The sequence below is a fragment of the Streptomyces bacillaris genome (assembly GCF_003268675.1).
Classification (GTDB): domain Bacteria; phylum Actinomycetota; class Actinomycetes; order Streptomycetales; family Streptomycetaceae; genus Streptomyces; species Streptomyces bacillaris.
The window spans coordinates 1,117,129-1,140,123 of sequence record NZ_CP029378.1 but is presented as its reverse complement, the minus strand read 5'-3'; the positions used below and the strand labels follow the sequence as shown (position 1 = coordinate 1,140,123).

At 72.7% G+C, this 22,995-nt stretch carries 19 protein-coding genes and 2 pseudogenes; 15 read left to right on the top strand and 6 right to left on the bottom strand.

The genetic code is table 11. The features are described from left to right. Position 1: 1 nt before the first annotated feature. Positions 2-547 (bottom strand): annotated as a pseudogene (locus tag DJ476_RS04700) (carbohydrate ABC transporter permease); the annotation flags it as partial. Here DJ476_RS04700 and DJ476_RS35370 point away from each other — a divergent pair. From DJ476_RS35370 to DJ476_RS04645, 11 genes and pseudogenes are all read left to right on the top strand, one after another. Beyond that, positions 545-631 (top strand): annotated as a pseudogene (locus DJ476_RS35370) (GntR family transcriptional regulator); the annotation flags it as partial. The pseudogenes DJ476_RS04700 and DJ476_RS35370 overlap by 3 nt on opposite strands. A gap of 83 nt (positions 632-714) precedes the next feature. Further along, positions 715-954 carry a hypothetical protein gene (locus DJ476_RS04690; protein WP_112489914.1) on the top strand — a complete coding sequence of 80 codons (240 nt, stop codon included), beginning with the start codon at positions 715-717 and terminating at the stop codon, positions 952-954. A 166-nt stretch (positions 955-1,120) separates the two neighbouring features. Then, complete coding sequence (locus DJ476_RS04685; RefSeq protein WP_070204653.1) at positions 1,121-1,441, top strand: helix-turn-helix domain-containing protein; 321 nt, start codon at positions 1,121-1,123, stop codon at positions 1,439-1,441. 155 nt (positions 1,442-1,596) lie between these two features. Beyond that, on the top strand, positions 1,597-2,133 hold the full coding sequence (gene uraD / locus DJ476_RS04680) for a 2-oxo-4-hydroxy-4-carboxy-5-ureidoimidazoline decarboxylase (protein ID WP_103417560.1): 537 nt from the start codon (positions 1,597-1,599) through the stop codon (positions 2,131-2,133). Between the two features lie 20 nt (positions 2,134-2,153). After that, positions 2,154-2,543: a hydroxyisourate hydrolase gene (gene uraH / locus DJ476_RS04675; protein ID WP_103417561.1), complete on the top strand. Its 390-nt coding sequence runs from the start codon at positions 2,154-2,156 to the stop codon at positions 2,541-2,543. Between the two features lie 7 nt (positions 2,544-2,550). Beyond that, positions 2,551-3,474: a factor-independent urate hydroxylase gene (gene pucL, locus DJ476_RS04670; protein ID WP_019762753.1), complete on the top strand. Its 924-nt coding sequence runs from the start codon at positions 2,551-2,553 to the stop codon at positions 3,472-3,474. A 67-nt stretch (positions 3,475-3,541) separates the two neighbouring features. After that, a complete protein-coding gene (locus DJ476_RS04665; protein ID WP_019762752.1) occupies positions 3,542-4,930 on the top strand; it encodes a nucleobase:cation symporter-2 family protein in 1,389 nt (462 codons plus the stop codon). Positions 4,931-4,975: 45 nt separating this feature from the next. Further along, complete coding sequence (locus DJ476_RS04660; RefSeq protein WP_103417562.1) at positions 4,976-6,364, top strand: 8-oxoguanine deaminase; 1,389 nt, start codon at positions 4,976-4,978, stop codon at positions 6,362-6,364. Positions 6,365-6,687: 323 nt separating this feature from the next. After that, entirely contained in the window at positions 6,688-8,148 is a 1,461-nt protein-coding gene (locus DJ476_RS04655; RefSeq protein WP_103417563.1) for a nucleobase:cation symporter-2 family protein, read from the top strand. A gap of 168 nt (positions 8,149-8,316) precedes the next feature. Then, on the top strand, positions 8,317-8,982 hold the full coding sequence (locus tag DJ476_RS04650; protein ID WP_241565520.1) for an alpha/beta fold hydrolase: 666 nt from the start codon (positions 8,317-8,319) through the stop codon (positions 8,980-8,982). A 59-nt stretch (positions 8,983-9,041) separates the two neighbouring features. Further along, complete coding sequence (locus DJ476_RS04645; RefSeq protein ID WP_404827459.1) at positions 9,042-11,321, top strand: HEAT repeat domain-containing protein; 2,280 nt, start codon at positions 9,042-9,044, stop codon at positions 11,319-11,321. Here the strand turns inward: DJ476_RS04645 and DJ476_RS04640 are convergent. Next, positions 11,308-11,685 (bottom strand): VOC family protein, encoded by a 378-nt coding sequence (locus DJ476_RS04640; RefSeq protein ID WP_112489912.1) that lies wholly within the window; start codon positions 11,683-11,685, stop codon positions 11,308-11,310. The genes DJ476_RS04645 and DJ476_RS04640 overlap by 14 nt on opposite strands. 266 nt (positions 11,686-11,951) lie before the next feature. Then, positions 11,952-12,569, bottom strand: a complete 618-nt coding sequence (locus DJ476_RS04635; RefSeq protein ID WP_103417567.1) for a TIGR03086 family metal-binding protein — start codon at positions 12,567-12,569, stop codon at positions 11,952-11,954. A gap of 162 nt (positions 12,570-12,731) precedes the next feature. On the opposite strand from DJ476_RS04635, the gene DJ476_RS04630 reads away from it, so the two are divergent. From DJ476_RS04630 to DJ476_RS04620, 3 genes are all read left to right on the top strand, one after another. After that, positions 12,732-13,727, top strand: a complete 996-nt coding sequence (locus DJ476_RS04630; protein WP_112489911.1) for a fibronectin type III domain-containing protein — start codon at positions 12,732-12,734, stop codon at positions 13,725-13,727. A 139-nt stretch (positions 13,728-13,866) separates the two neighbouring features. After that, positions 13,867-14,502 (top strand): DUF6338 family protein, encoded by a 636-nt coding sequence (locus DJ476_RS04625; protein ID WP_318294358.1) that lies wholly within the window; start codon positions 13,867-13,869, stop codon positions 14,500-14,502. Further along, positions 14,499-14,714, top strand: a complete 216-nt coding sequence (locus DJ476_RS04620; RefSeq protein WP_112489909.1) for a hypothetical protein — start codon at positions 14,499-14,501, stop codon at positions 14,712-14,714. Before DJ476_RS04625 ends, DJ476_RS04620 begins: the two co-directional genes overlap by 4 nt. A 93-nt stretch (positions 14,715-14,807) precedes the next feature. Here the strand turns inward: DJ476_RS04620 and DJ476_RS04615 are convergent, their stop codons facing one another. The 3 genes from DJ476_RS04615 to DJ476_RS04605 all read right to left on the bottom strand — a co-directional run bounded on the left by DJ476_RS04615 (position 14,808) and on the right by DJ476_RS04605 (position 22,478). Beyond that, on the bottom strand, positions 14,808-19,796 hold the full coding sequence (locus DJ476_RS04615) for a CHAT domain-containing protein (protein ID WP_112489908.1): 4,989 nt from the start codon (positions 19,794-19,796) through the stop codon (positions 14,808-14,810). Positions 19,797-19,984: 188 nt separating this feature from the next. Further along, positions 19,985-21,604, bottom strand: coding sequence for a malate synthase A (gene aceB / locus DJ476_RS04610; protein ID WP_112489907.1), 1,620 nt, complete (start codon positions 21,602-21,604; stop codon positions 19,985-19,987). Between the two features lie 268 nt (positions 21,605-21,872). After that, entirely contained in the window at positions 21,873-22,478 is a 606-nt protein-coding gene (locus DJ476_RS04605) for a nucleotidyltransferase family protein (RefSeq protein ID WP_112489906.1), read from the bottom strand. Positions 22,479-22,668: 190 nt separating this feature from the next. Here DJ476_RS04605 and DJ476_RS04600 point away from each other — a divergent pair, with 190 nt between their 5' ends. Continuing rightward, complete coding sequence (locus tag DJ476_RS04600; RefSeq protein ID WP_112489905.1) at positions 22,669-22,983, top strand: DUF5955 family protein; 315 nt, start codon at positions 22,669-22,671, stop codon at positions 22,981-22,983. Positions 22,984-22,995: the final 12 nt, after the last annotated feature.

Here is a 22,995-nt window from a genome sequence, read left to right as displayed (position 1 = left end):
GTCATCGGCTCTCGTCCTCCTGGCGGAACATCTGGCGGAAGTAGAGGACGAGCACCCCGGACATCAGGACCACGGTGATCATCGAGGCGGCCGAGCCGAGGTCGTACCGCTGGCCGGAGAGCGCCGTCTGCACCGCGTAGACCGGCAGGATCGTCGTGGCGTCGCCCGGACCGCCCCGGGTCATCACCCAGATCTGGACGAACGCCTTGAACGTCCAGATCACCTCCAGCGAGAAGACCAGCAGGAAGATCGGCCGGAGCATCGGGAAGGTCACCGAGCGGAAGATCCGCCCCGCGCCCGCCCCGTCCAGCCGCGCCGACTCGTACAGCTCCTGCGGCACGGTGGTGAGCGCGGAGTACAGCGTGATCGCGGCGAACGGCACCGATTGCCAGACGATCAGCGTCACCAGGATGGCGAAGGCCGCCGTCCCGTTCGCGAACCACGGATAGCGCTCGAACGATGCGAGGCCGAGCGAGGCCAGCGACTGGTTGACGATGCCGAACTCCGAGTGGAACAGCCACTGGAAGACCGTGGTCGCCGCCACCACCACCCCGGCATCCCGCCCGGCGACTTCGCCCACGGCGACACGATCACCTCCTCCACCAGGGGTGACATCCAGACGGGCGGCTGACCTCCGACCGCGGTTACAGTCGTGGCCGAGCCGCGCGCCCGCACCCGCGGCGAGGACATCAGGGAGGCACAGTGCGCTTGAGGGTGGAACTCACCACCGAGCCCTTCGATCTCGACGAGGCGCCCGCCCACGCGGTGGTGGCCCGCGAGGTCATCCAGAGCGCCGAGCTCGACGCCGTGGACGTCGGCCCGTTCGGCAATACGGCGGAAGGGGGCGCGGACCAGGTGCTCACTGCCGTGGACTCCCTGCTGCGCCGGGCCCTGGCCTCGGGCGCCACCCGGGTCTCGCTCCAGGTCAACGTGATCGGGGAGGAGGCCCGGTGACCGCGTCCGCCGACCGCCCCGCGGTCGACTCCTCCTCCGGCGGCGCCCCGGCCGCCTCCTCCGGGAACCCCCGGCCGTGGCCGGCCGGTCCCCGGCCTCCGGCGATCACCCTCCGCTCACCACCGACCACCCCTTCGTGTCGGCGGTCAAGCCGCTCGTCGACGCGATGGGCGCCGAGCTGCTCGGCCCCGAGCAGGCCCAGCCCGACGACGTCGTGCTCGCCTGGGAGGGCCGGGACGTCATAGCCGTACGGCTGCCCCAGCTCTCCGACTCGCTGGACCACATCCTCGCCGCGCTGGAGAGACGGCACGGGATGCCGCTGGCCGAGCTGGACCGGAAGGCCAAGCAGTCCGTCGTCCGGACCCTGGAGGCACGCGGTGCCTTCTCCGTACGACACGGGGTGGAGACCGTGGCCGGTGCCCTGGGGGTCTCGCGGTTCACCGTGTACAACTACCTGAACCGGGAACATTCGGCCAAGGGTGAGTAGTTGGCCGAACACGCAGGAAAGCCGCTGTCCGTATGTCGGGACGGCGGCTTTCTTCGTTCGCGAGATTTCAACAAAGTGTTGACGTCGTGTTGCGGAGGGCGTTAGCTATCCGCAGCCCGAACAACGCACAGCGAAAAACAGCCACGGAGGCTCCCGTGACTTCGAGCTTCACACCGGGCCTCACCCGGTTCAACACCCTGGCGGACGGCGAGGCCGCCCCCGCACTGCACGAGGTCTGTGCCAGTGCGGCCTGGGGGGAGACCGTCCTCGCCGGTCGTCCGTACGCCACCGAGGAAGCCCTGCTCGCCGCGAGCGACGCCGCCATGGCGGAGCTGACCGCGGCGGACCTGGCCGAGGCGATGGCGGGACACCCGCCGATCGGGCGCCCGAAGCCCGGTGACCCGACCTCCGCCCGCGAGCAGCGGGGGATGGCCGGTGCCTCCGAGGAGCTCAAGACCGAGATGCTCGAACTGAACCTGGCCTACCAGGAGCGGTTCGGACATGTCTTCCTGATCTGCGCCACCGGGGCCACCGGTGAACAGATGCGCGACGCGGTGAAGTCCCGCATCGGGAACTCGCCCGAGCAGGAGCGGGAGATCGTGCGCACCGAACTGGGCAAGATCAACCGCATCCGGCTGACCCGTCTCGTACGGGAGACCCTCGCAGAGGAAGCTCCCGCACAGGACTCTTGAGAGCAAGGAGAGTGACGGTCTTGAGTACCGACACGACCGCATCGGTGTCCACGCACATCCTGGACACCAGCATCGGCCGCCCGGCCGCGTCCGTCACCGTCTCGCTCGCCGCCCGCAGCGGCGGCGACGCGCCGTACGTGACGATCGGGGCCTCCGTGACCGATGCGGACGGGCGCTGCAAGGACCTGCCGGCGCTGCCGGAAGGGACAAGCCATGTGCGTCTCGCCTTCGACACCGAGACGTACTTTTCCAAGAAGCAAGCCGAGGCGCAGCAGGACGCCCCCCGCGTAAGGGACAGCGGCGCGTTCTTCCCGGAAGTGACGATCGCCTTCGCGGTCGTGCCGGGCGAGCACTATCACGTACCGCTGCTGCTCAACCCGTTCGGCTACTCCGTTTACCGAGGGAGCTAGCACCGACATGCCCACGATTCTCGGCCAGAACCAGTACGGCAAAGCAGAGAACCGCGTCGTAAAGATCACGCGGGACGGCGACACCCACCACATCAAGGACCTCAACGTCTCGGTCGCCCTCTCCGGCGACATGGACGACGTCCACTACTCCGGCTCCAACGCCAACGTCCTGCCGACCGACACCACCAAGAACACGGTGTTCGCGTTCGCCAAGGAGCACGGGATCGAGTCCGCCGAGCAGTTCGGCATCCACCTCGCCCGCCACTTCGTCTCCTCGCAGGAGCCGATCCACCGGGCCCGGATCCGGATCGAGGAGTACGCCTGGGAGCGCATCGCGACCTCCGACGGCAACTCCAGGTTCATCGGCGCCGACGAGGTCAAGCACTCCTTCGCCCGCAAGGGCCAGGAGACCCGCGTCTCCCAGATCACCTACGACGGTGAGAACTGGGAGGTCATCTCGGGCCTCAAGGACCTGACGGTGATGAACTCGACCAACTCCGAGTTCTGGGGCTACGTCAAGGACAAGTACACGACGCTGAAGGAGGCGTACGACCGCATCCTGGCGACCGACGTCTCCGCCCGCTGGCGGTACAACTGGACCAGCGACGAGCAGCGCATGCCGAACTGGGAGAAGTCCTACGAGCAGGCGCGCAAGCACATGCTCCAGGCCTTCGCCGAGACCTACTCGCTCTCCCTCCAGCAGACCCTGTACCAGATGGGTTCGCGCATCATCAACAGCCGCAGCGAGATCGACGAGATCCGCTTCTCGCTGCCGAACAACCACCACTTCCTGGTGGACCTCGAACCGTTCGGCCTCAAGAACGACAACGAGGTCTACTTCGCGGCGGACCGTCCCTACGGTCTGATCGAGGCCACCGTGCTCCGGGACGGCGTCGAGCCGAAGATCCCGGTCGACATGACCAACCTCTGACGCGGAACTGAACCGGCCCCCGTCCGCCCACCGTCGGGCGGGGCCGGTCATCCCGGAGGAAACACCCATGGCACAGCCTGCAACGGGGCCGGCCGAAGCCCCGAAACCCGTCACCACAACGGCAGTTCACCCGGTCGACGAGAAGCTCCCCGCCGCGCGGCTCGTCCCCGCGGCCCTCCAGCACATCGCTGCCATGTACGCGGGCGTCGTCACCCCTCCGCTGATCATCGGCCAGGCCGTCGGCCTGGACACCGCCGGAATGACCCGGCTCATCGCCGCGAGTCTCCTGATCGCCGGACTCGCCACCCTCCTCCAGACCATCGGCGTCGGCGCGTTCGCCGGGAACCGGCTCCCCTTCGTCAACGCCGCCTCCTCCGCCGGGATCGCCCCGATGCTCGCCATCGCCGAGACCAGCGCCCCCGGCCACCAACTCCCCGCGATCTACGGGGCGGTGCTCGTCGCCGGAGCCTTCTGCCTGACCGTCGGACCGTTCTTCGGCCGGCTGCTGCGCTTCTTCCCGCCGCTGGTCACCGGGGTGGTCATCACCCTCATCGGCGTCACCCTCATGCCCGTGCCGGTCGCCTGGGCGCAGGGCGGCGACGCCACCGCCGCCGACTTCGGCGCCATGAAGTACCTGGCGCTGGCCGCCTTCACGCTCGTCGTCATCCTGCTCATCCAGCGGTTCGGCCGCGGCTTCCTCAAGCAAGTCGCCCTGCTGGTCGGCATGTTCGTCGGCACGCTGGCCGCGATCCCGTTCGGACTCGCCGACTTCTCCGCGCTGAAGTCCGCGCCCCTCGCCGCCCTGCCGACCCCCTTCGCCTTCGGCGCACCGGAGTTCCACCCGGCCGCGATCCTCTCCCTCTGCATCGTCATGCTCGTCCTGATGACCGAGTCCTCGGCCGGGATGCTGGCCCTGGGTGAGATCTGCGACCGCCGCACCGACGGCCGTACGATCACCCGTGGTCTCCGTACGGACGGCATCGCCACGCTCGTCGGCCCGGTCTTCGGAGGCTTCCCCACCAGCGCCTTCGCGCAGAACGTGGGCGTCGTCTCGCTGACCCGGGTGCGCAGCCGGTACGTCGTCGCGGCGGCGGGCGGCGCCCTGCTGATCCTCGGTGCCTTTCCGGTGCTCGGCGCGGTCGTCTCGCTCGTGCCCATGCCCGTCCTCGGCGGCGCCGGGATCGTCCTCTTCGGCTCGATCGCGGTGAGCGGCATCCGTACGCTCTCCGAGGCCGGGCTCGACGACAGCTCCAACATCATCCTGGTCGCCGTCGCACTCGGCGCGGGCATCATCCCGCTCGCCGCGCCCACCTTCTACGCCGGATTCCCGGCCTGGGCGCAGACCGTCCTCGGCTCCGGAATCAGCGCGGGAGCACTGGTCGCGGTCGTGCTCAACCTGTTCTTCCACCATCTCGGCACCCACAGCCGCCCCGCTGTGGCACTCAAATCCTCCTAGGGTCCTGCCGTGCCCACATCGCCACAGAGAGAAGAAGGAAGCGCCATGGCAGCTTCGGCAGACCCTCAGCGCATCGTCATCGAGAACTGTTCGATCGCCACCGTCGACGCCCACGACACGGAGTACGCCTCCGGGTACATCGTCGTGGCGGACAACCGCATCGAGTCCGTCGGCGCGGGCAAGGCCCCGGAGGGCCTGACCGGTGTCGTGCGGCGGATCGACGGCACCGGGCACCTCGCCACACCGGGCCTGGTCAACACCCACCACCACTTCTACCAGTGGATCACCCGGGGCCTGGCCACCGACCACAACCTCTTCAACTGGCTGGTCGCCCTCTACCCGACCTGGGCGCGCATCGACGAGCCGATGGCCCGCGCCGCCGCGCAGGGCTCGCTCGCCATGATGGCCCGCGGCGGCGTCACCACCGCCATGGACCACCACTACGTCTTCCCGAAGGACTCCGGCGACCTCTCCGGGGCCATCATCGGGGCCGCCCGCGAGATGGGCGTACGGTTCACCCTCGCCCGGGGCTCCATGGACCGCAGCGAGAAGGACGGCGGCCTGCCCCCGGACTTCGCCGTCGAGACCCTCGAAGGCGCGCTCGCCGCCACCGAGGCCACCATCGACGCCCACCACGACGCCTCCTTCGACGCCATGACCCAGGTCGCCGTCGCCCCCTGCTCGCCGTTCTCGGTCTCCACCGAGCTGATGCGTCAGGGAGCCGAGTTGGCCCGACGCAAGGGCGTACGGCTGCACACCCACGGCTCGGAGACCGTCGAGGAGGAGCAGTTCTGCAAGGAGCTGTTCGGGATGGGCCCGACCGACTACTTCGAGTCCACCGGCTGGCTCGGCAGCGATGTGTGGATGGCCCACTGCGTCCACATGAACGACTCCGACATCGCCGCCTTCGCCCGTACGGGAACCGGCGTCGCCCACTGCCCCTCCTCCAACGCCCGCCTGGCGGCAGGCATCGCCCGGGTCCCCGACATGCTCGCCGCCGGAGTCCCGGTCGGCCTCGGCGTGGACGGCACCGCCTCCAACGAGTCCGGCGAACTCCACACCGAGCTGCGCAACGCGCTCCTCATCAACCGCCTCGGCGCGCACCGCGAGGCCGCCCTGAACGCCCGTCAGGCCCTGCGCCTCGGGACCTTCGGCGGGGCCCAGGTCCTGGGCCGCGCCGACCAGATCGGCTCCCTGGAGGCCGGCAAGCTCGCCGACCTCGTCCTCTGGAAGCTGGACACCCTGGCCCACTCCTCGATCGCCGACCCGGTGACCGCGCTCATCTTCGGCGCGGCCGCCCCGGTGACCCTCTCCCTCGTCGACGGCAAGCCGGTCGTCGAGGGCAACCACCTCACCACGGTGGACGAGGACGCCATCGCCCGTACCACCCGCGACGAGGCCCGCCGCCTCGCGCAGATCGCCGCCGGGGCCTGACCCCGGAGGCACCCCGTCCGCCGGTCAGCCACTGACCCGGCGGAATCCCCGACCGGCCGGTCGAGGGGGACGGCCCGAGACCGGCCGCCGTGGGCCCGAGCGGGGTCCACGGCAGCCGGTCCGGCGGACGCGCACCCGATGGTGGGCGTCCGCCGGACCGGTGACGAACCCTGCCCGCACACGCCACCGTGCGCGCGCCCCCCGCACCCCCCTCTGCACGACCTGCACCACCTGAGAGAGCCGCAAGCACCACCGCACCACTTACGCATCACCTCCCTGACACCCGCGTCGCCGACGACGTGTAACCGACCGGAGGAACCGCCGTGGCCGCTAAGCCCAGGTTTCGCAAAGACGCAGACCCAGCCGCCCCCGGGACGACGGACGACACCGTCGCCGAGAACGCGGCAGAGGACCGGAAACATCCGGTCGACGAGACCCTCCCCCCACTGAAGATGTTCACCAGCGGCCTCCAGCACGTGGCCGCCATGTATGCGGGCGTGGTGGCCCCGCCGCTCATCGTGGGGCCGGCCGTCGGCCTCACCGCCAAGGAGACCGCCTTCCTGATGGGGGCGAGCCTCTTCACCGCGGGCATCGCCACCCTGCTCCAGACCATCGGCTTCTGGAAGGTCGGCGCCCGGCTGCCCTTCGTCAACGGCGTCTCCTTCGCCGGTGTCGCCCCGATGATCGCGATCGGCAAGGACCGGGGACACGACGGGATAGCCGTGATCTTCGGCGCGATCATCGTCGCGAGCCTCCTGGGCTTCGTCCTCGCCCCGTACTTCTGCAAGCTGGTCCGCTTCTTCCCACCCGTCGTCACCGGCACCGTGATCACCCTGATCGGCGCCTCGCTCCTGCCGGTCGCCTTCAACTGGTCCCAGGGCGGCAACGCGGCGGCGGACGACTACGGTTCGATGACCAACATCACCATGGCCGCCGTGACCCTGGTGATCGTGCTGGCGCTGCGCAAGCTGCTGCGCGGCTTCCTCCAGCAGATCGCGATCCTGCTCGGCCTGGTGATCGGCACCCTGATCGCCATCCCGGCGGGCATCACCGACTTCAGCGCCATCAAGAACGCCGACGTGGTCGGCTTCCCCACCCCGTTCGCCTTCGGCGGCCCGCAGTTCGAGATCGCCGCGATCATCTCCATGTGCATCGTGATGCTCGTCTGCATGACCGAGTCCACCGCCGACATGCTGGCCCTCGGGAAGATCGTCGGCCGCCCGGCCGACGAGAAGATCATCGAGGGCGGGCTGCGCGCCGACACCCTGGGCAGCGCCATCAGCCCGATCTTCAACGGGTTCATGTGCAGCGCCTTCGCCCAGAACGTCGGCCTGGTCGCCATGACGAAGATCCGCAGCCGCTTCGTCGTCGCGGCGGGCGGGGGCATCCTCATCGTGCTCGGCCTGGTCCCCGTGGCCGCCTCCGTCATCGCCCTCGTACCGCTGCCGGTGCTCGGCGGCGCGGGCATCGTCCTCTTCGGCACGGTCGCGGCCAGCGGCATCCAGACCCTGGCCACCGCCGCCCTGGAGAAGGGGGAGAACGCGCTGATCGTGGCGGCGGCCCTCGGCATCGGCCTGATCCCGATCGCGGCGCCGCAGTTCTACCACGCCTTCCCGGAGAGCCTGCTGGTCGTCCTCGACTCCGGCATCTCGACCGGCTGTGTCGTGGCCATCGTGCTGAACCTCGCCTTCAACCACATCGGCCGCGGGCCGGACGCGGAGGACGAGGAGCGGCGGGACGGCGAACACGTGGTGCCGGCGGCCGCCGGGGTGGGCGTGCACTGATCCCCGCTCCTTCCGGAGTGCACTGACCCCGCTCCTTCTGCGGCCCGGTGGGACCCCGCACGGTCCCGCCGGGCCGGCGCGCGTTCAGGAGCTCTCCGGGGGAGGGGGCTGTGGCGCGGGACGCCGTCGGGCGGCTGTAGCGTCAGGGGTATGGAAGATCGGTCGGTTGTGGATGTCGGAGATGTGCGCCTCGCGTACCGGGCCTGGGGCGATGCGTTCGGCTCCCCTGTCGTGCTGCTGCACGGCCTCGGCGGGTCCGCCGGGGACTGGGAGGCGGCCGGCGCCCTGCTGGGCCAGGAGTGGCGGGTCTACGCCCTGGACCTGCGCGGCCACGGCGAGAGCGACTGGCCCGACGAGTACGACCTTGCGCTGATGGCCGAGGATGTCCTGGGCTTCCTCGACGAACTGGAGCTGGACCGGGTGGGCCTCGTCGGCCACGGCATGGGCGGGGCCGCCGCCCGGCTGCTGGCCCAGGAGCACTCCGACCGGGTGGAGCGGCTGGTCCTGGTGGAGACCCCGGCCCCGTTCCCCGGCGACCCGGGACCGGCCGGGGCGCCCGAAGGCCCGGTGGACTACGACGAGCACGCGGTACCCGCCGTACGGGACCAGCTCGCCGACCCCGCGCCGGAAGTGGCCGACGGCCTGGGTGAGATCGTCGCCCCGACGCTGATCATCACCGGCGGCCCGGAGAGCGCGATGGAGCAGCACCGCCAGGCCGACATGGCGGCCCTGATCCCGGACTGCCGGCTGATCACGGTCCCGGGCGGCCACCGCCCGCACGAGACCCGGGCCGACCAGGTGGCCGGGCACATCACGGAGTTCTTCACCAGCTGACGGGCCTCTCCCCGAACGGGACTCGGGCGTTGTCAGTGGTGGCTGCCATGATCGGGAGCATGGACTTCGACCACGCCCTGTTCCACGCCGATCTGGACGCCCTGCCCTGGGCGTCCTACGGCCACGCCTACGGCAGCGCCGAGGACGTCCCCGGCTGCCTGCGTGCCCTCGCCGGGGACGACGACGCGGCGGCCGACGAGGCGCAGAGCGAGCTGTACGGGAGCATCCTGCACCAGGGCTCGGTGTACGAGGCGTCCGCGAAGGCCGTGCCCTTCCTGGCCCGGATCGCCGCGGCGGACATCCGCACGGCGGACGTGCTCCTGCTGATCGGCGGCATAGCCGAGGGCGGCGAGGACCCGTCCCCGGAAGCGGGCGACGGGCCTCCGGCGGAGGCGGGCGATGGGCTTCCGGCGAGGGAGAGCGACGAAGTCGCCTGCCGCCGGGCCGTCGTCGCCCAACTGCCGGTGCTCCTCGGGGCACTGGACCACCAGGACCGTGCGGTCCGCCAGGCCGCGGCCTGGGCGGCGGGGTGGACGGGAGCGGCCGGGGCGGCCGCCGCCGTCCCCGCGCTCCGCGACCGGGCGGCCGTCGAGACGGACCCGCTCGTCCGCGCCGAACTGCTCTCGGCCCTGGCCCAGTTGGACCCCGAGGGCACGGCACGGGCGGTGACGGAGGCCATCGGCCCGGACGGCAGCCCGCCGGAGCTGCGGATCGCGGCCCTGCTCGCCTCCGCGGACATCGGGCTGCCCTGGACCCCGGCCCACCATGAGGCGGCGCTCGCCCTGCTGCCCCTGGACCGCCTGGTCGCCGACCGGTTCGACCACGTCCGCAACGAGCCCCTGCACCACCTCACCGTCACCCTCCTGCTCCGGGACACCGATCCGGACCGCGAGGCGGTGTTCGCGCTGCTCGACGGAGCGCTGCGCCACCCGGACCCCGAGGCCCGGACCGAGGCGGTGTGGGCAGCCCTGACGGCGTGCGAGCTGTCGCGGGGCGCGCCCGCCCGGCTGGTCGGTGCGCTGACGGCGGCGGCGGAGGCGGACGGTGGGGGTGCCGGTGCGGATTCGGGCTCGGGTGCTGGTCATGCGGCCTCCGGTGATGTGTCCGGTGCGTTGTCGGCGCTCGGGAGGCTCGGTGCGTACGGGGAGCCCGCCGCCGAGCTGCTGGCGACCCGCGCGGCGGGGGAGGGTGACGTGGCGGACCGGGCCCTCGAAGCGCTGGTGACCGTCGACCCGGTGCGGGCGGCACCGCTGCTCGCCCGGGACCTGGAGAACCGGCCGAGAGCCTTCGCGGCGGCGTGCGGCGGGCCCGTCGGATCGCTCCCGCCCCTGCCGTACGACCCCGCGTTGCTGGCGGCGGTCCGGCGGCGGCTCGGCGCCATGGAACCGGGCTCCATGGCGTTGCCCCGACTGGCGGCGCTGCTCCTGTCGTGGGGCCCGGACGCGGGGTCCGCCGTGCCCGAACTGCTCGCCGCGCTGCCCGCTTACCCCCGGCAGCTGCCAAAGGTGCTGGCCGCCGTCTGCCGGCCCGAGCAGCGCGGCGAGGTGGCGGAGGCGCTCCGCTCCCTGGCCCGGACCGCACCGGCGGACGACCGGTTCGAGGCCGCCCGCGCTCTCCACCAACTGACCGGCGACCACCGCCCGTTGCTGTCCCTGCTGGCCGAGCGGCTCGCTGCGGGCGCCGGGGGATGGGACGGCGTGCTACGGGAGACGGCGACGGCCGCCGCCGCCCTCGGCCCCGCCGCCGCACCGCTCGTACCCGCCCTGCGCGCCGCGCTCAACGCCCCCGACGCCGACCGGAACAACCCCCAGATGGACGCCGACATCGCGATCGCCGTCGCCCTGCACCGCATCACCGGCGAAGCGGCGGAAGCCGTGCCGGTGCTGGCCGGGGTGCTCGGTGACGGCGACGGGCTCTGGCGGCGCTGGACGTTCGTACGGGCTGCCGAGGCGGCGGCGGGCCTGGGCCCGGCGGGGCGCCCGCTCGTCCCCGTATTGAAGGCGCTGCTGACCGATCCCGAGCAGGTCCCGTCAGCGGTCCTCGCCCTGCGGGCCGTCGCCCCCGACGCGCTGGACACCGACCGGGCGGCCGGGCTCCTGCTGGACGCGGCGGAGGCGGGTGCCGCCCCCGCCGAGGCCGTGGAGGCGCTGGTGGCGCTCGGTGTGGACACGCTCGCCGACGAGCACCGGGACCGGCTGACGGAGCTGGGGGAGCGGGACCTGAGAGTGGTGCGGTTCGGGCTGAGCGGCACGATCGAGGCCGCCGACGACCGGCTGCGCGCCCGGATCCGCACGGCGGTGGTCGGCCGGGCTCGTACGGCGGTGGTCAGCCGGGGATGATCCTGCGGACCAGCTCCGGGGTCCACTCGACGTACTCGATCTCCGCCCCGCCGGCGTGGCGGGCGTAGAGGAACCGTCCCGTGGGGCCGCCGGTCGTGGGCGTGGTGACGGTGGCCCCGGCGGAGGTCAGCGTGGCGAGGAGGGCGTCGAGGTCGTCGACGACCACGGTGGCCGAGGCGTGGCTGTAGCGTGCGCGCTCCTCGGCCGGTCCCGCGATGACCGGGAAGTTCCCGATGGCCGCGAGCGCGACCTGCTCGAACGCCAGCCGCAGATGGGGCTGCTCCCCGGTCAGCTCCTCCAGCAGGGGCAGCGCCTGGTCGAGATCGTCGGTCCAGAGGCGTGCGTAGGTCTTGAGGACGGCCATGACGGTGCTCCCGTGGTCTCTCCTGGATACGGGAAGAACCGTAGGCGGGCAGGGCGCCGACGGGGAAGAACGCACTTTTCGGTGAGAAAGGCACCGCGACGGAACCGAGCGGCACGCAGGGCGTTCTCAGCGGTCCGGCCGCCGGTCCGGATGCGCGCCCGACCGCCGTTCGGCTGCGCGCCGCTGGAGACCGGCTGCGCGTCGCCTCCGGCCCGGCTGCCGCCCGGTGCTCTCAGTCCTCCGGCCGCCCTGCTGCCCGCCGTGTCTCAGCCCTCCGGCCGCCAGTCCGGGCGGCGGCCGCTGAGGCCGATCACGCGGTCCAGCAGCGGGGCGCCGTCCTTCACCGGGACGGGCGGGCCGAAGATGCCCCCGCGGTCCGGATCGTCCTCGTCCGGGGCGAGCAGGGCCGCGCAGGCGCGCAGCTCGTCCTCCCCGGCCGCATACGGCTGCCCGGTCGAGCGGGCCAGGTCCCAGCCGTGGACGACGAGTTCGTCCAGGGCGACGGCCCCCGCCACCTCGCCGGGCAGCTCCACCCCGCCCGCCCGCGTCATCCCGGTCCAGGCGTCGGGGGAGCGCCAGGCCCCCGTCAGCTCCTCCAGCCGCCGGGGCAGCGTCTCGCGCCAGCCGTCGTCCAGGACGGGCAGGGCGGCGTCCGGGGCGGTGGCCGTGCCCGGCCCGAGGTCCTTGCGGGCCGCGTCGCGGAAGGCGGCGGCGAGCATGGCGAGATGGCCGAGCAGCTCCCGTACGGCGTAGTCGGGGCAGGGGGTGGGGCCGCCCAGACGGGCATCGTCGACCCCGTCGAGCAGCACCGCGATCCGCCGCGCGGCCGGCTCCAGATCGAGGGCGGGAGCGGCGGCAGGGGTGGGCGTGGCATCGGTGTCCATACAGGGCAGACTGCCCGTCCGCCGAGAACTCATCGGCCGAGGCACGCCCTCTTCCCACCCTCGGTCCGGCGCACACACCGCCACATAGCGGAAGGTTCCCCGCCGTCCTCTTGTCGGCAACCCCCACGCCATGTCATACAGGTCTGGACCAATGCTGTCCGGATGGAAGGCACCACCGTGCAACGCCCCCACATATCTGCCGCGTTGACCTGTTCCGCCGCCCTGCTCCTCGCCCCCCTCCTCGTCGGCTGCGGCGGCACGGCCGAGGCCGACACCCAGCCCCCCAGCGTCCCCGCCGGGGTGACCGCCCAGGCCAGCAGCTCCACCTCGGTGCACGTCATGTGGGAGGCGGCCTCCGACAACAAGACGATCGCCGGCTACGAGGTCTACCGGGGGAAGGAGAAGGTCAAGAGCGTCCCGGCGACCAAGACCATGATCGACGTCGACGGGCTGACCGCCTCGACGGACTACACCTTCACCGTCCGCTCCAAGGACGCGGCCGGGAACCTCTCCGGGCCCAGCAAGGCCGTCCCCGTCACCACCCAGGCCACCCCGGCCAAGGACGACAAGCCCCCCACCGCCCCCGCCAAGCTCACGGGCACCGCCGACGGCAGCCGGGCCGCCACCCTCAGCTGGGGCAAGTCCACGGACGACGTCGGCGTGACCTCGTACGACATCTACCAGGAGGGCTCCCGGATCCACAGCGTCCCCGCCTCCGAGACCACGGCGAAGCTCACCGGCCTGCGCCCGGGGACCGTCTACACCTTCACCGTCCGGGCCCGGGACGCCTCCGACAAGTCCTCGCCCGACAGCAACGCCCTCGACCTCACCACCGCGTCCGCCCCCGGCGCCCCCGCGAGCACCGCCCCGACCGGGCTGCGCTCCGAGATCGGCAAGGAGGGCGGCGAGTTCACCGTCGACCTCTCCTGGGACCAGCCTGACACGGGCGGCGAGATCCCCGCGTACGAGCTGTACCTCAACGGCAAGCTGACCACCACCATCGTCTGGGGCGGCACACCGCCCAAGGGCCGGGCCACCTACCGGCTGCACCTCTCCGACCCGGCCGGGACCCGTTATTCGGTCAAGCTCAGGGCCAAGCTCCCGGACGGCAAGTGGGGTGACTTCTCGGCCCAGCCCACGATCGTCCTGGCGGGCTGAGCCGATCCCCTGACGCGGGCGCCGCCGTACGCCATCCTTGCGTACGGGCTACCGGCCACGGTCCACCGGCTACAGGCACCAGGCCACAGGCACGGACTTACGCGTACGGGGGTGCGGCACCGCGATGGTTCCGGGGACGGTGGAGCAGCTGACCATCCTGCTGATCCTCGTGCTGCCCGGCGTCTTCTACCAGGCGGTACGGGAGCGGCTGCGCGGCGCCCTCGCCAGCGAGCAGGAGCCGCAGAACCGGCTCGTGCGGGCCGTCGCCGCGGGTGCCCTGCTCGACACCCTGTACGCGGTGGTCGCCGGACCGTGGCTGGTGCGGCTGCTGGCCGGGGGAGGGGAGGGGCCCGTGGCCGGTGTGCTGCGCCAGCCGCGCCAGGCGGGCCTGGCCGCGCTGCTGCTGATCGTCGCCGTGCCGTCCTCGCTGGCCTGGGCGGAGGCGGCGTGGGGCAGGCGGCGGGCCCGGGCGCGGTACGAGCCGACGCCGACCGCCTGGGACGCCCTCTTCAGGGACCGGGGTTCCTGCTTCGTCCGGGTGCGGCTCAAGAGCGGTCTGTGGGTGGGAGGCTGGCTCGGTTCCCGGTCGGCCGTCTCGGCGTACCCGCAGCCGGGCGACCTCTACTTGCAGGCCCAGTACCGGATGGGGCCCGACGGCGCGTTCCTCGGCCGGGTGCCGGGCACCGCGGGGGTGTACATACGGGCCGAGGACATGGACGTACTGGAGGTGCTGCTGCCGCCGTCCGCGGGAGCGGCCGGAGGGAGTGACGGATGACGAGGAAGCCGGGCACGGGCGGGAGCGGGGACCAAGGGGTCGCCGATGACGCCGAGTTGGCGGCCCTGGTCGCGGAGTTCTCCTTCCGCAAGACCTACCGGCCCACCGACGAGCTGGCCGAGCCGGACGAGGTGCCGCACGGCCCGTCGGGCACGGCGATGGGCGACGGCCCGTCCCCGGTCCACGGGTCGACGGACCCGGACGCCCCCTGAGCCCGCGAAGAGAGGCTGACCCGAGCCCGCGAGGAGGCCGACCTGAACCCGTGAGGAGGACGCCTCCTGAGACCGCCCGGATCCCGAACTCCCTTACGGGCCCGTGTGGATGTGGGCGGCCCACAGGTGCGGCGCCCGTGCGTAGCGGTCGCGCAGAGATCTGACCGGGAGGTGCAGGGCCATCGCGGGATCGATGGGGCGGCCCCGGGCGATGTCCTTCGCGAGCGCCCGGTAGAACTCCTCGGTGAGATGGGTCGCCAGCTTGTCCGCCACCGGCCACAGGGTGCCGATCACATGGGGGTATCCGGCCAGTTGGAGGGAGGAGACGAGCTGGACCGCCTCGTCCGACAGCGTGGTGCCGCCCTGGGCCGTGGAGCAGGCGGAGACCACGGCGAGCTGCGGGCTCCTGGGGCGCCGGGTCGCCGCGTCGGAGGCGGTGAGCCGGCCGTCGTAGAGGATCAGCCCGCTCCGTGACGGGTTCAGCGGCTCGCTGACGCCGTGGCAGCTGAAGTGGATCCAGGGGTGGTCCTCCAGCGCCCGGCCGACCGCCACCACCGTGGCATCGGGCCCGCCCAGCAGCCGCCTCTCCGGGAACAGCTCCGCGATCACCTCCGCCTCCCGGGAGACCCCGGCCAGCGGCGCGGCCCCCGGCGTCTCGGCGAGGGCGACGACCAGCGGGGCGGGCCGGACGGTGGAGCCGGTAGCCAGGCCGTTCCGGGCCCGTACCAGCGCCCGCAGGGTCGGGGTGTACGAGGAGACGGCACGGTCGACGACCCAGGTGCCGGAATCCGCCGCCCCGCGCCCGGCCGCGTGGAGCGGCAGGAACGACAGCCGCCCGGTGGGGCACCACCACAGCCGGGGCCAGGCACCGCCCGCACCCGGTACGGGGTCCACCGGACCACCGTCACGCGCCACGGAATCCACCCGGCCACCGTCACGCGCTACGGCGTCCGCCGGGCCACCGTCACACGCCTCGGAGTCCACCCGGCCACCGTCACCCGATACCGAACCCACGCCACCACCGTCCCCCGGTACGGCGTCCAGCCCCAGGCGCTCCAGTACGGGCGCGGCCACCGTGTCCCAGAGCCAGGCCAGCGTGCCGGAGAGCGTCCGCATCATGGCCACGGCGTCGTCGACCCCGCTCTCCCCGTACGCCGTGTCCACGCCCTCGACGAACTCCGCCGCCCGCGACACCGTGTCGTCCAGAGTGAGACCGGGCAGCGGGACCACGTCGATCCCGGCCCCGGCCGTCACGACGAGCGCGTCACAGCGGTAGGGGCTCACGTTGACGACCACGACCGGGCCCCCGGCCGCGGCGGCCGTCAGCTCCGGCACGGAGGGCGGGCGCAGGAACCCCTCAAGACCGGGCAACACCCGGATCTCGTCCAGGAGTTCGCCCCAGCGCCGGGCGAGGGCGAGCCGTTCCTCCGCGACCGCCGCCGCCTCATGGGCACCCCGGAACGCCGCCCCCGGGCCGCCCAGGGCGACGTCCGGTGCAGGGGAGGGGCCGGGCGGTTCGTCCAGCCGGTCGCGTATCCGCTCGAACTCCGCGGCGAGGCCCGGGGCGAGGGCGTGCAGCCGTGACACATCGGTGCGGTTCTCCACGCCTTGGGCCAGCAGGACGCCCCGGCCCTGTTCGAGGAGGGCCAGGGCGCGGTCGACCTCCCCCCGGCCGATCGCCAGCGCGGCGGCGTCGCTCGCCAGGCCCTCGCTGACCAGCAGCCGCGCCTCCTGGTCGGCGCGGGCGAGGCTGCGCGGTGCGATGCGCGGCAACAGGCCGACGGCGTACGCGTATCCCTCCAGGGCCTCGGCGTCACGCCCCGCCCGCGCCGAGGCCATCCCCCAGGCTCGGGCGGCCCGGATCCGGGCGCCGATGTGGGCGACCGGATTGTGTGCGCAGTCGCGGGCGATACGGGCCGTCGCCGGCAGATCGACCGGCTCGCCCAGCCTGGCGCGGTCCAACTTCGCGTTGGCCAGGATCACTTGGGAGGGGCCGTACAGGGCGTGCCCGGTGGGCATGGCCGCGAGGGAGTCCCGGGCGGCGCTCTCCGCCCGGTGCAGCGCCTGCCGGGCGGTGGCTCCGGCGGCCTCCTCCGCCGTGCGGGCGACGATCAGGCAGGCGGTCGCGAGCTTCTGCAGGGCGTAGGGGCGCGACGGATGGTGGTCCCCGAACCCGGCGACCACCTGCTCCAGGACCCGCCGGGACTCGTCGGCCAGTCGCGGATCCTGTTCGCCCTGGGCCCGGTTGAGCAGCAGGGACCCCAGGCCGACGGCCGCCAGGTCGGCGCCCGCGCGGTCGCCGTGCTCCATGGCCATCGCCTCGCGCAGCAGCCCGGCCGCCTCGTCGGCGGCGGCCGGGTCGCCGACCGTCTCGTACCAGCAACGCAGCGACTCGGCCAGGTTGTTGAGATGCAGGGACCGCTCCATCGCCGTCGGCGGGCTGCCCTCCAGTGCGCGGCGCAGGACCGTCACGGCCTCGGCCAGCCAGACGCGGTTGCCGGTGGCCAGGCCGCGGTTCATCAGGGCGCTGCCCAGGTTGGTGAGCGCCATACCGCGCCGCAGTGAGGGCAGTTGGCCCACGGCCTCGCGCAGTGTGGCGACGGCCCGGTCCGTGAGCGTCTCGTCGCCGCTCTCCATGGCCCGGGTCCACTGGAGGTAGCCGAGACCGGTGAGGAGCGAGCCGCGCAGGCCGGGCCGGGCGGGTTGCGGGGAGGCCAGGGCCGCCTCGTAAAGGCGTATGGCCTCGTCGCTCTGTGTCACGTCACGGGTGTGCTGGTAGAGGGCGCCCAGACTGTTGGCCAGGCCGAGCAGAGCGGCCGGCGGGGGCGGCCCGGCCGCCATGGCGACCGCCTCCCGGTGCCACCGTACGGACTCCTCCAGCGGGGCGGGGTCGGCGGTGAGCCGGGCGAGGTTGCGCAGGGCGTCCCCCAGGGCCGTACGGCAGTCGGCACCGCTGTACGTGGACGCGTCGGACGCGGCCACCGCCGTACGCAGCACCTCGATGCCCTCCGCGGGCGCCGCGCGGTCCGCGCCGAACTCGGCCAGGGACATCAGGCCTTCACCGAGCCCCAGGAGCAGATGGGCGGTGAAGGGGGCTCCCGGTCCCGCCAGAGCGACGGCCTCCCGGTGGACGGCCACGGCCTCGGTCAGGGTTTCGGTGCGGCCGGAGTGCAGGGCGACGCCCATCAGGCCGAAGCCGATGTTCGAGCGGCGTACGGCGCTCTCGGCGCGGGAGAGCGGAGCCCGCCGCACCTCCTCGCGCAGCAGCCTCACCGCCTCCCCGAACAGGGCGATGTCGTCGGTCGCGTCGGCCCGGTCCATGACGGCATGCGCGTACTCCGCATGGCACTCCCAGTACTCCGGGTCATCGGCCCGGAACATCGCGAGCGCCCGGACCATCTCGTCGGCACCCTCCCGCCAGCCCGCTCCGTCCGCCCCGGCGCGGTGGGCCAGCGCCGCCCCGAGGGCGAAGCGCGCGGTCGCGGCGAAGCCGGCGGTGGGAGCGGGCAGGGCGAGGCACTTGTGGAAGCAGTCGACGGCCTCTTCGATCCGCTCGGCGTCCCCCGGGACGCGCAGGCAGCGCCCGAGCGCGAGCAGGACCCGGGCGCGCCGCCCGGAGCGGGCCGGGAGTTCGGACGCGAGATCCCGCAACAGGGCGATGGGGGCGTCGAGTTCGCCGGGGTCCCCGGGCTCTCCGGTGGTCGGAGCCCGACGGGAGGCACGTTTCCACAGCAGCTCCGCGAGGGAGGTGGCGTACAGCACGCGCCGGGCCACGTCGTGGGGCGGTATGCACTCCGCCGCCCGGTGGGCCTGGGCGACCGCCTCGTCCAGGTCGGCCGGGGAGACCGTCGCCGTGTGCCGCGCCTTCAGCACCTGGGCGAGGGTGAAGTGGGCCTGGGCGCGCACCGGATGTCCGGGCGGGGCACAGCCGAGGGCTTCGGTGACCGCCTCGTGCGCGTCGTCGAGGGCCTCCGTGCGGCCGGTGCGGGCAGCGGAACCGGCGAGCAGCAGCCCGAAGTTGGCGAGGTACGCGGCGCGCTCGAAGTCGTTCGGGGCCAGGTCGGCGGCAGCGCGGCAGGCGGCGGTGGCTTCCTCGGTGAGTTCGTCGCCGCCCCCCTGTGTACCGGCTTCCGCGAAGAGGGCGACCCCCAGGTCGGAGAGGAGCGAGGCGCGGCCGGGCAGGATGGCGTCCGGATCCGAGAGTGCCGCCCGCAGCAGGGCGATGCCCTCGGAGCGCAGCGCGGGTTCCTCCAGATGCTCGGCGGCGAGGCAGAGCGCGGAACCGAGGGTGGCGCTGTGCTGGGCGCGGCGCGGATCGGCGTCCGTGGCGAGTTCCACCGCCGTACGCAGCGCGGTGACCGCCTCCCGCAGCGCGCCCGGGTCCTCGGCCGCCTCGGCCCAGTTCCGGAGCGTGTGCCCGAAGTTGCCGTGCCTGCGGGCCTGTTCGTCCGGTGCACCGGGTGCGCAGGCCACGGCCGCACGCCCCGTGGCGACGGCTTCGGAGAGCGCCGGGAGCCCGGCCCCGTCCTGGAACCCGTGGAAGAGGACGAGCCCGAGGTCCGACAGGCAGATGCCCTGCTCGGCGCTGCCCTCGCCGACGGCCGTCACGGCGTGCCGCAGCAGGATCTCGGCCATGCGCAGGACCCCGGGGGCGCGGCTCTGCTGGAAGACGATCGTCATCCCGACGGCGGCGTCGTACGCGAGCGCGGGCGGGGTCCCGGCGCCCTCCGGCGCGCCCGCCAGCGTGGCGTAGAGCGGGTGCAGTACGGGCGGCACCTGCCCGGGGTCCTCCTCGTGGAGCGCGCCGAACCGGAGTACGGCCCCGGCGATCGCGCCCCGGTCGGCCGGGCCCCGGGCGGCGTAACGGAACAGGTCGGCGTAGCCGAGGGCCAGCACGCCGAGGCGCCAGGAGCTGCCGTCGGGCAGGGCGACGGAGCCGAGCACCTCGTCCACCGCCCGTGCGGCCTCCGGTCCGGCGAACCACTCCACGGCGTCCCGCTCCAGGGTGTCCTGCTCCGCTGTCGCGCGTTCGACCTGCCGGAGGATGCGGTGCGCCGCCTCCTCGGCCCCCACCTGCGTCATCGCTTCCCCGTCGTGTCGGCCGCCGGTATCGGGATCACCCCATTGACGCACAGTTGATCTGCCGCCCTGTCAATTTTCGGCCAGGGGCGGTGGATTGGCGCGCCCGCCACGTCGGGGAACGCGACCGCCCCGCCCCCGGTGCTGTGCGGTACCGGGGGCGGGGCGGGCTGGCGTTCACACGGTTCGGGTCAGCGGAGCTGCTCGTACGCGGGCAGGGTCAGGAAGTCCGCGTAGTCCTGGTCCAGGGAGACCTGGAGCAGCAGGTCGTGGGCCTGCTGCCACCTGCCGGCGGCGAAGGCCTCCTCGCCGATCTCCGCGCGGATCGCGGCCAGTTCCTCGGCGGCGACCTTGCGGGCCAGCTCGGCGGTGGCGTGCTCGCCGTTCTCGAAGACGACGTCCGCGTTGATCCACTGCCAGATCTGGGAGCGGGAGATCTCGGCGGTGGCCGCGTCCTCCATCAGGTTGAAGATGGCGACCGCGCCCAGGCCGCGCAGCCAGGCCTCGATGTAGCGGATGCCGACCGCGACGGCGTTGCGCAGACCCTCGTACGTGGGCTTGGCGTCGAGCGTGTCGATGGCGATCAGGTCGCCGGCCGCCACCGAGACGTCCTCGCGCAGCCGGTCCTTCTGGTTGGGCTTCTCGCCGAGGACCGCGTCGAAGGAGGCCAGGGCGATCGGGACCAGGTCGGGGTGGGCGACCCAGGAGCCGTCGAAGCCGTCGTTCGCCTCGCGGTCCTTGTCGGCCTTGACCTTCTCGAAGGCCACCTTGTTGACCTCGGCGTCACGGCGCGAGGGGATGAAGGCGGCCATACCGCCGATCGCGTGCGCGCCGCGCTTGTGGCAGGTGCGGACCAGGAGTTCGGTGTACGCGCGCATGAACGGGGCGGTCATCGTCACCGCGTTGCGGTCCGGCAGGACGAACTTGGCGCCGCCGTCACGGAAGTTCTTGACGATGGAGAAGAGGTAGTCCCAGCGGCCCGCGTTCAGCCCGGCGGCGTGGTCGCGCAGCTCGTAGAGGATCTCCTCCATCTCGTACGCGGCGGTGATCGTCTCGATCAGGACGGTCGCGCGGACCGTGCCCTGCGGGATGCCGACGTACTCCTGGGCGAAGACGAAGATGTCGTTCCAGAGGCGGGCCTCCAGGTGCGACTCCGTCTTCGGGAGGTAGAAGTACGGGCCCTTGCCGAGGTCGATCAGACGCTGGGCGTTGTGGAAGAAGTAGAGGCCGAAGTCGACCAGCGCGCCGGGGACGGAGACGCCGTCGAGCTGGAGGTGGCGCTCCTCCAGGTGCCAGCCGCGCGGGCGCATGACGACGGTGGCCAGCTCGTCGGCGGGCTTCAGCGCGTACGACTTGCCGGACCTCGGGTCGGTGAAGTCGATGCGGCGCTCGTAGGCGTCGGTCAGGTTGAGCTGGCCGAGGACGACGTTCTCCCAGGTGGGGGCGGAGGCGTCCTCGAAGTCGGCGAGCCAGACCTTCGCGCCCGAGTTCAGCGCGTTGATGGTCATCTTGCGGTCGGTCGGACCGGTGATCTCCACCCGGCGGTCGTTGAGCGCGGCCGGGGCCGGGGCGACCTTCCAGGAGTCGTCCGCGCGGACCGCCGCCGTCTCCGGCAGGAAGTCCAGCGTGGAGGTGCGGGCGATCTCGGCGCGGCGCTCACCGCGCCGGACGAGCAGCTCATTGCGGCGCGGGGTGAACTGCCGGTGCAGCTCGGCCACGAACGCGAGGGCCGCGTCGGTCAGGACCTCTTCCTGCCGGGGCAGGGGCTCGGCATCGACGATGGCCAGCGTGGACGGCGCTGGTGCGGACATGAGCTGTCACTCCTTCAGCGGGCGGCGGCCTCTCCGGGCCGCCGGGTCGCCTGAGACGGCACGGCGTGCCATGGCTCCGAGATACGGCCGTGGATGCCGTCTGAGGTTCAGAGGGCTTCTGACCAGTGGATAGTAGTTTCCTCATAGTGGAAGTTCAATGGTTTGTTGATGTCGAGATTCTCCGGGTCGACAGAAACGGGCCGGTGGCGGCGCACCGTGCCAGGGCGGCCACGGAGGGTTCACGAAGGCGCGCGGGGGTCCGCCGGGATCACTCCAGATGGCCCAGATCCTGCGCCGTGTCGATGTCGTACGCCTGCGCCACATCCGCACACTCCACCAGCGTGATCGCATCGCTGTGCTCCCGCAGATACGCCCGGGCCCCCTGGTCGCCCACCGCCCCCGCCGCGATGTCCGCCCACAGCTCCGCCCCGAACAGCACCGGATGGCCGCGCTCCCCGTCGTACGAGGCCGCCGCCAGGCTCGTCCGCGACCGGTACGCGCCCCGCACCCGCGCCACCGCCTCAGCCCCGATCCCCGGCTGGTCCACCAGCAGGACGAGCGCCGCGTCCGCCCCCGTACCGCTCAGGGCGGCCAGACCCAGCCGGAGCGAGGAGCCCATGCCCTCCTCCCACCCCGGATTGACGGTCACCGCCGCCCCCGAGAGATCGGCCCGGATGCGCACCTCGCCGGCCGCCGCGCCCAGCACCACATGGAGCGGGCCGCAGCCACCGTTGCGCAGCGCCCGCAGGGCGTGCTCGACCAAGGGGCGGCCACGGTGCTCCAGCAGGGCCTTGGGGCGGCCACCGAGCCGCCGGCCGCCGCCCGCGGCGAGCAGCACCCCCGCCACCTTGGGATTCTTCGCATGAGAAGCCATGAGCCCTGGATACCACCGAGCCGTTCGCACACGCGACACGCATGTCACTCTCAGGGGTCACCCTGATTTCTGTCCGTGGAGTGGCGCGCACTGCCTGTCATGGCGTTAACTTGCGGACGAACCCAGGTACTTGGCCACGGCCCGGGGTTCGGGGGTCACACCGGCACAAGGACGTGCGAGGGGGAGTGCTGTGTTGCGAAGCGTCGGGCAGAAGCGGATCACCGGCAGCGGCGAGGACCCACGGGTCGAGGAACTGCGTACGGCCGTCTCCCGGCTCCGTCGCGAACTGGCCTCCCTCTCCTACGAGTTCTCCGACCGCCCCATCGCCGAGGAAGAGCTCGCGGCACTCGATGCCATGGCCATCGGCGGGGACGTGGAGATCCCCCGTATGCGCAGCTCGTTACTGCTGATCGCGGGGTCGATCGGCTCGGTCAGCGCCCTCGCCGCCGCCCTGCGCGACGTACGCAACGCGGTGGACCTCTTCGGGGAGCCGCCACGCGGGTGAGCGTGGGCCCGG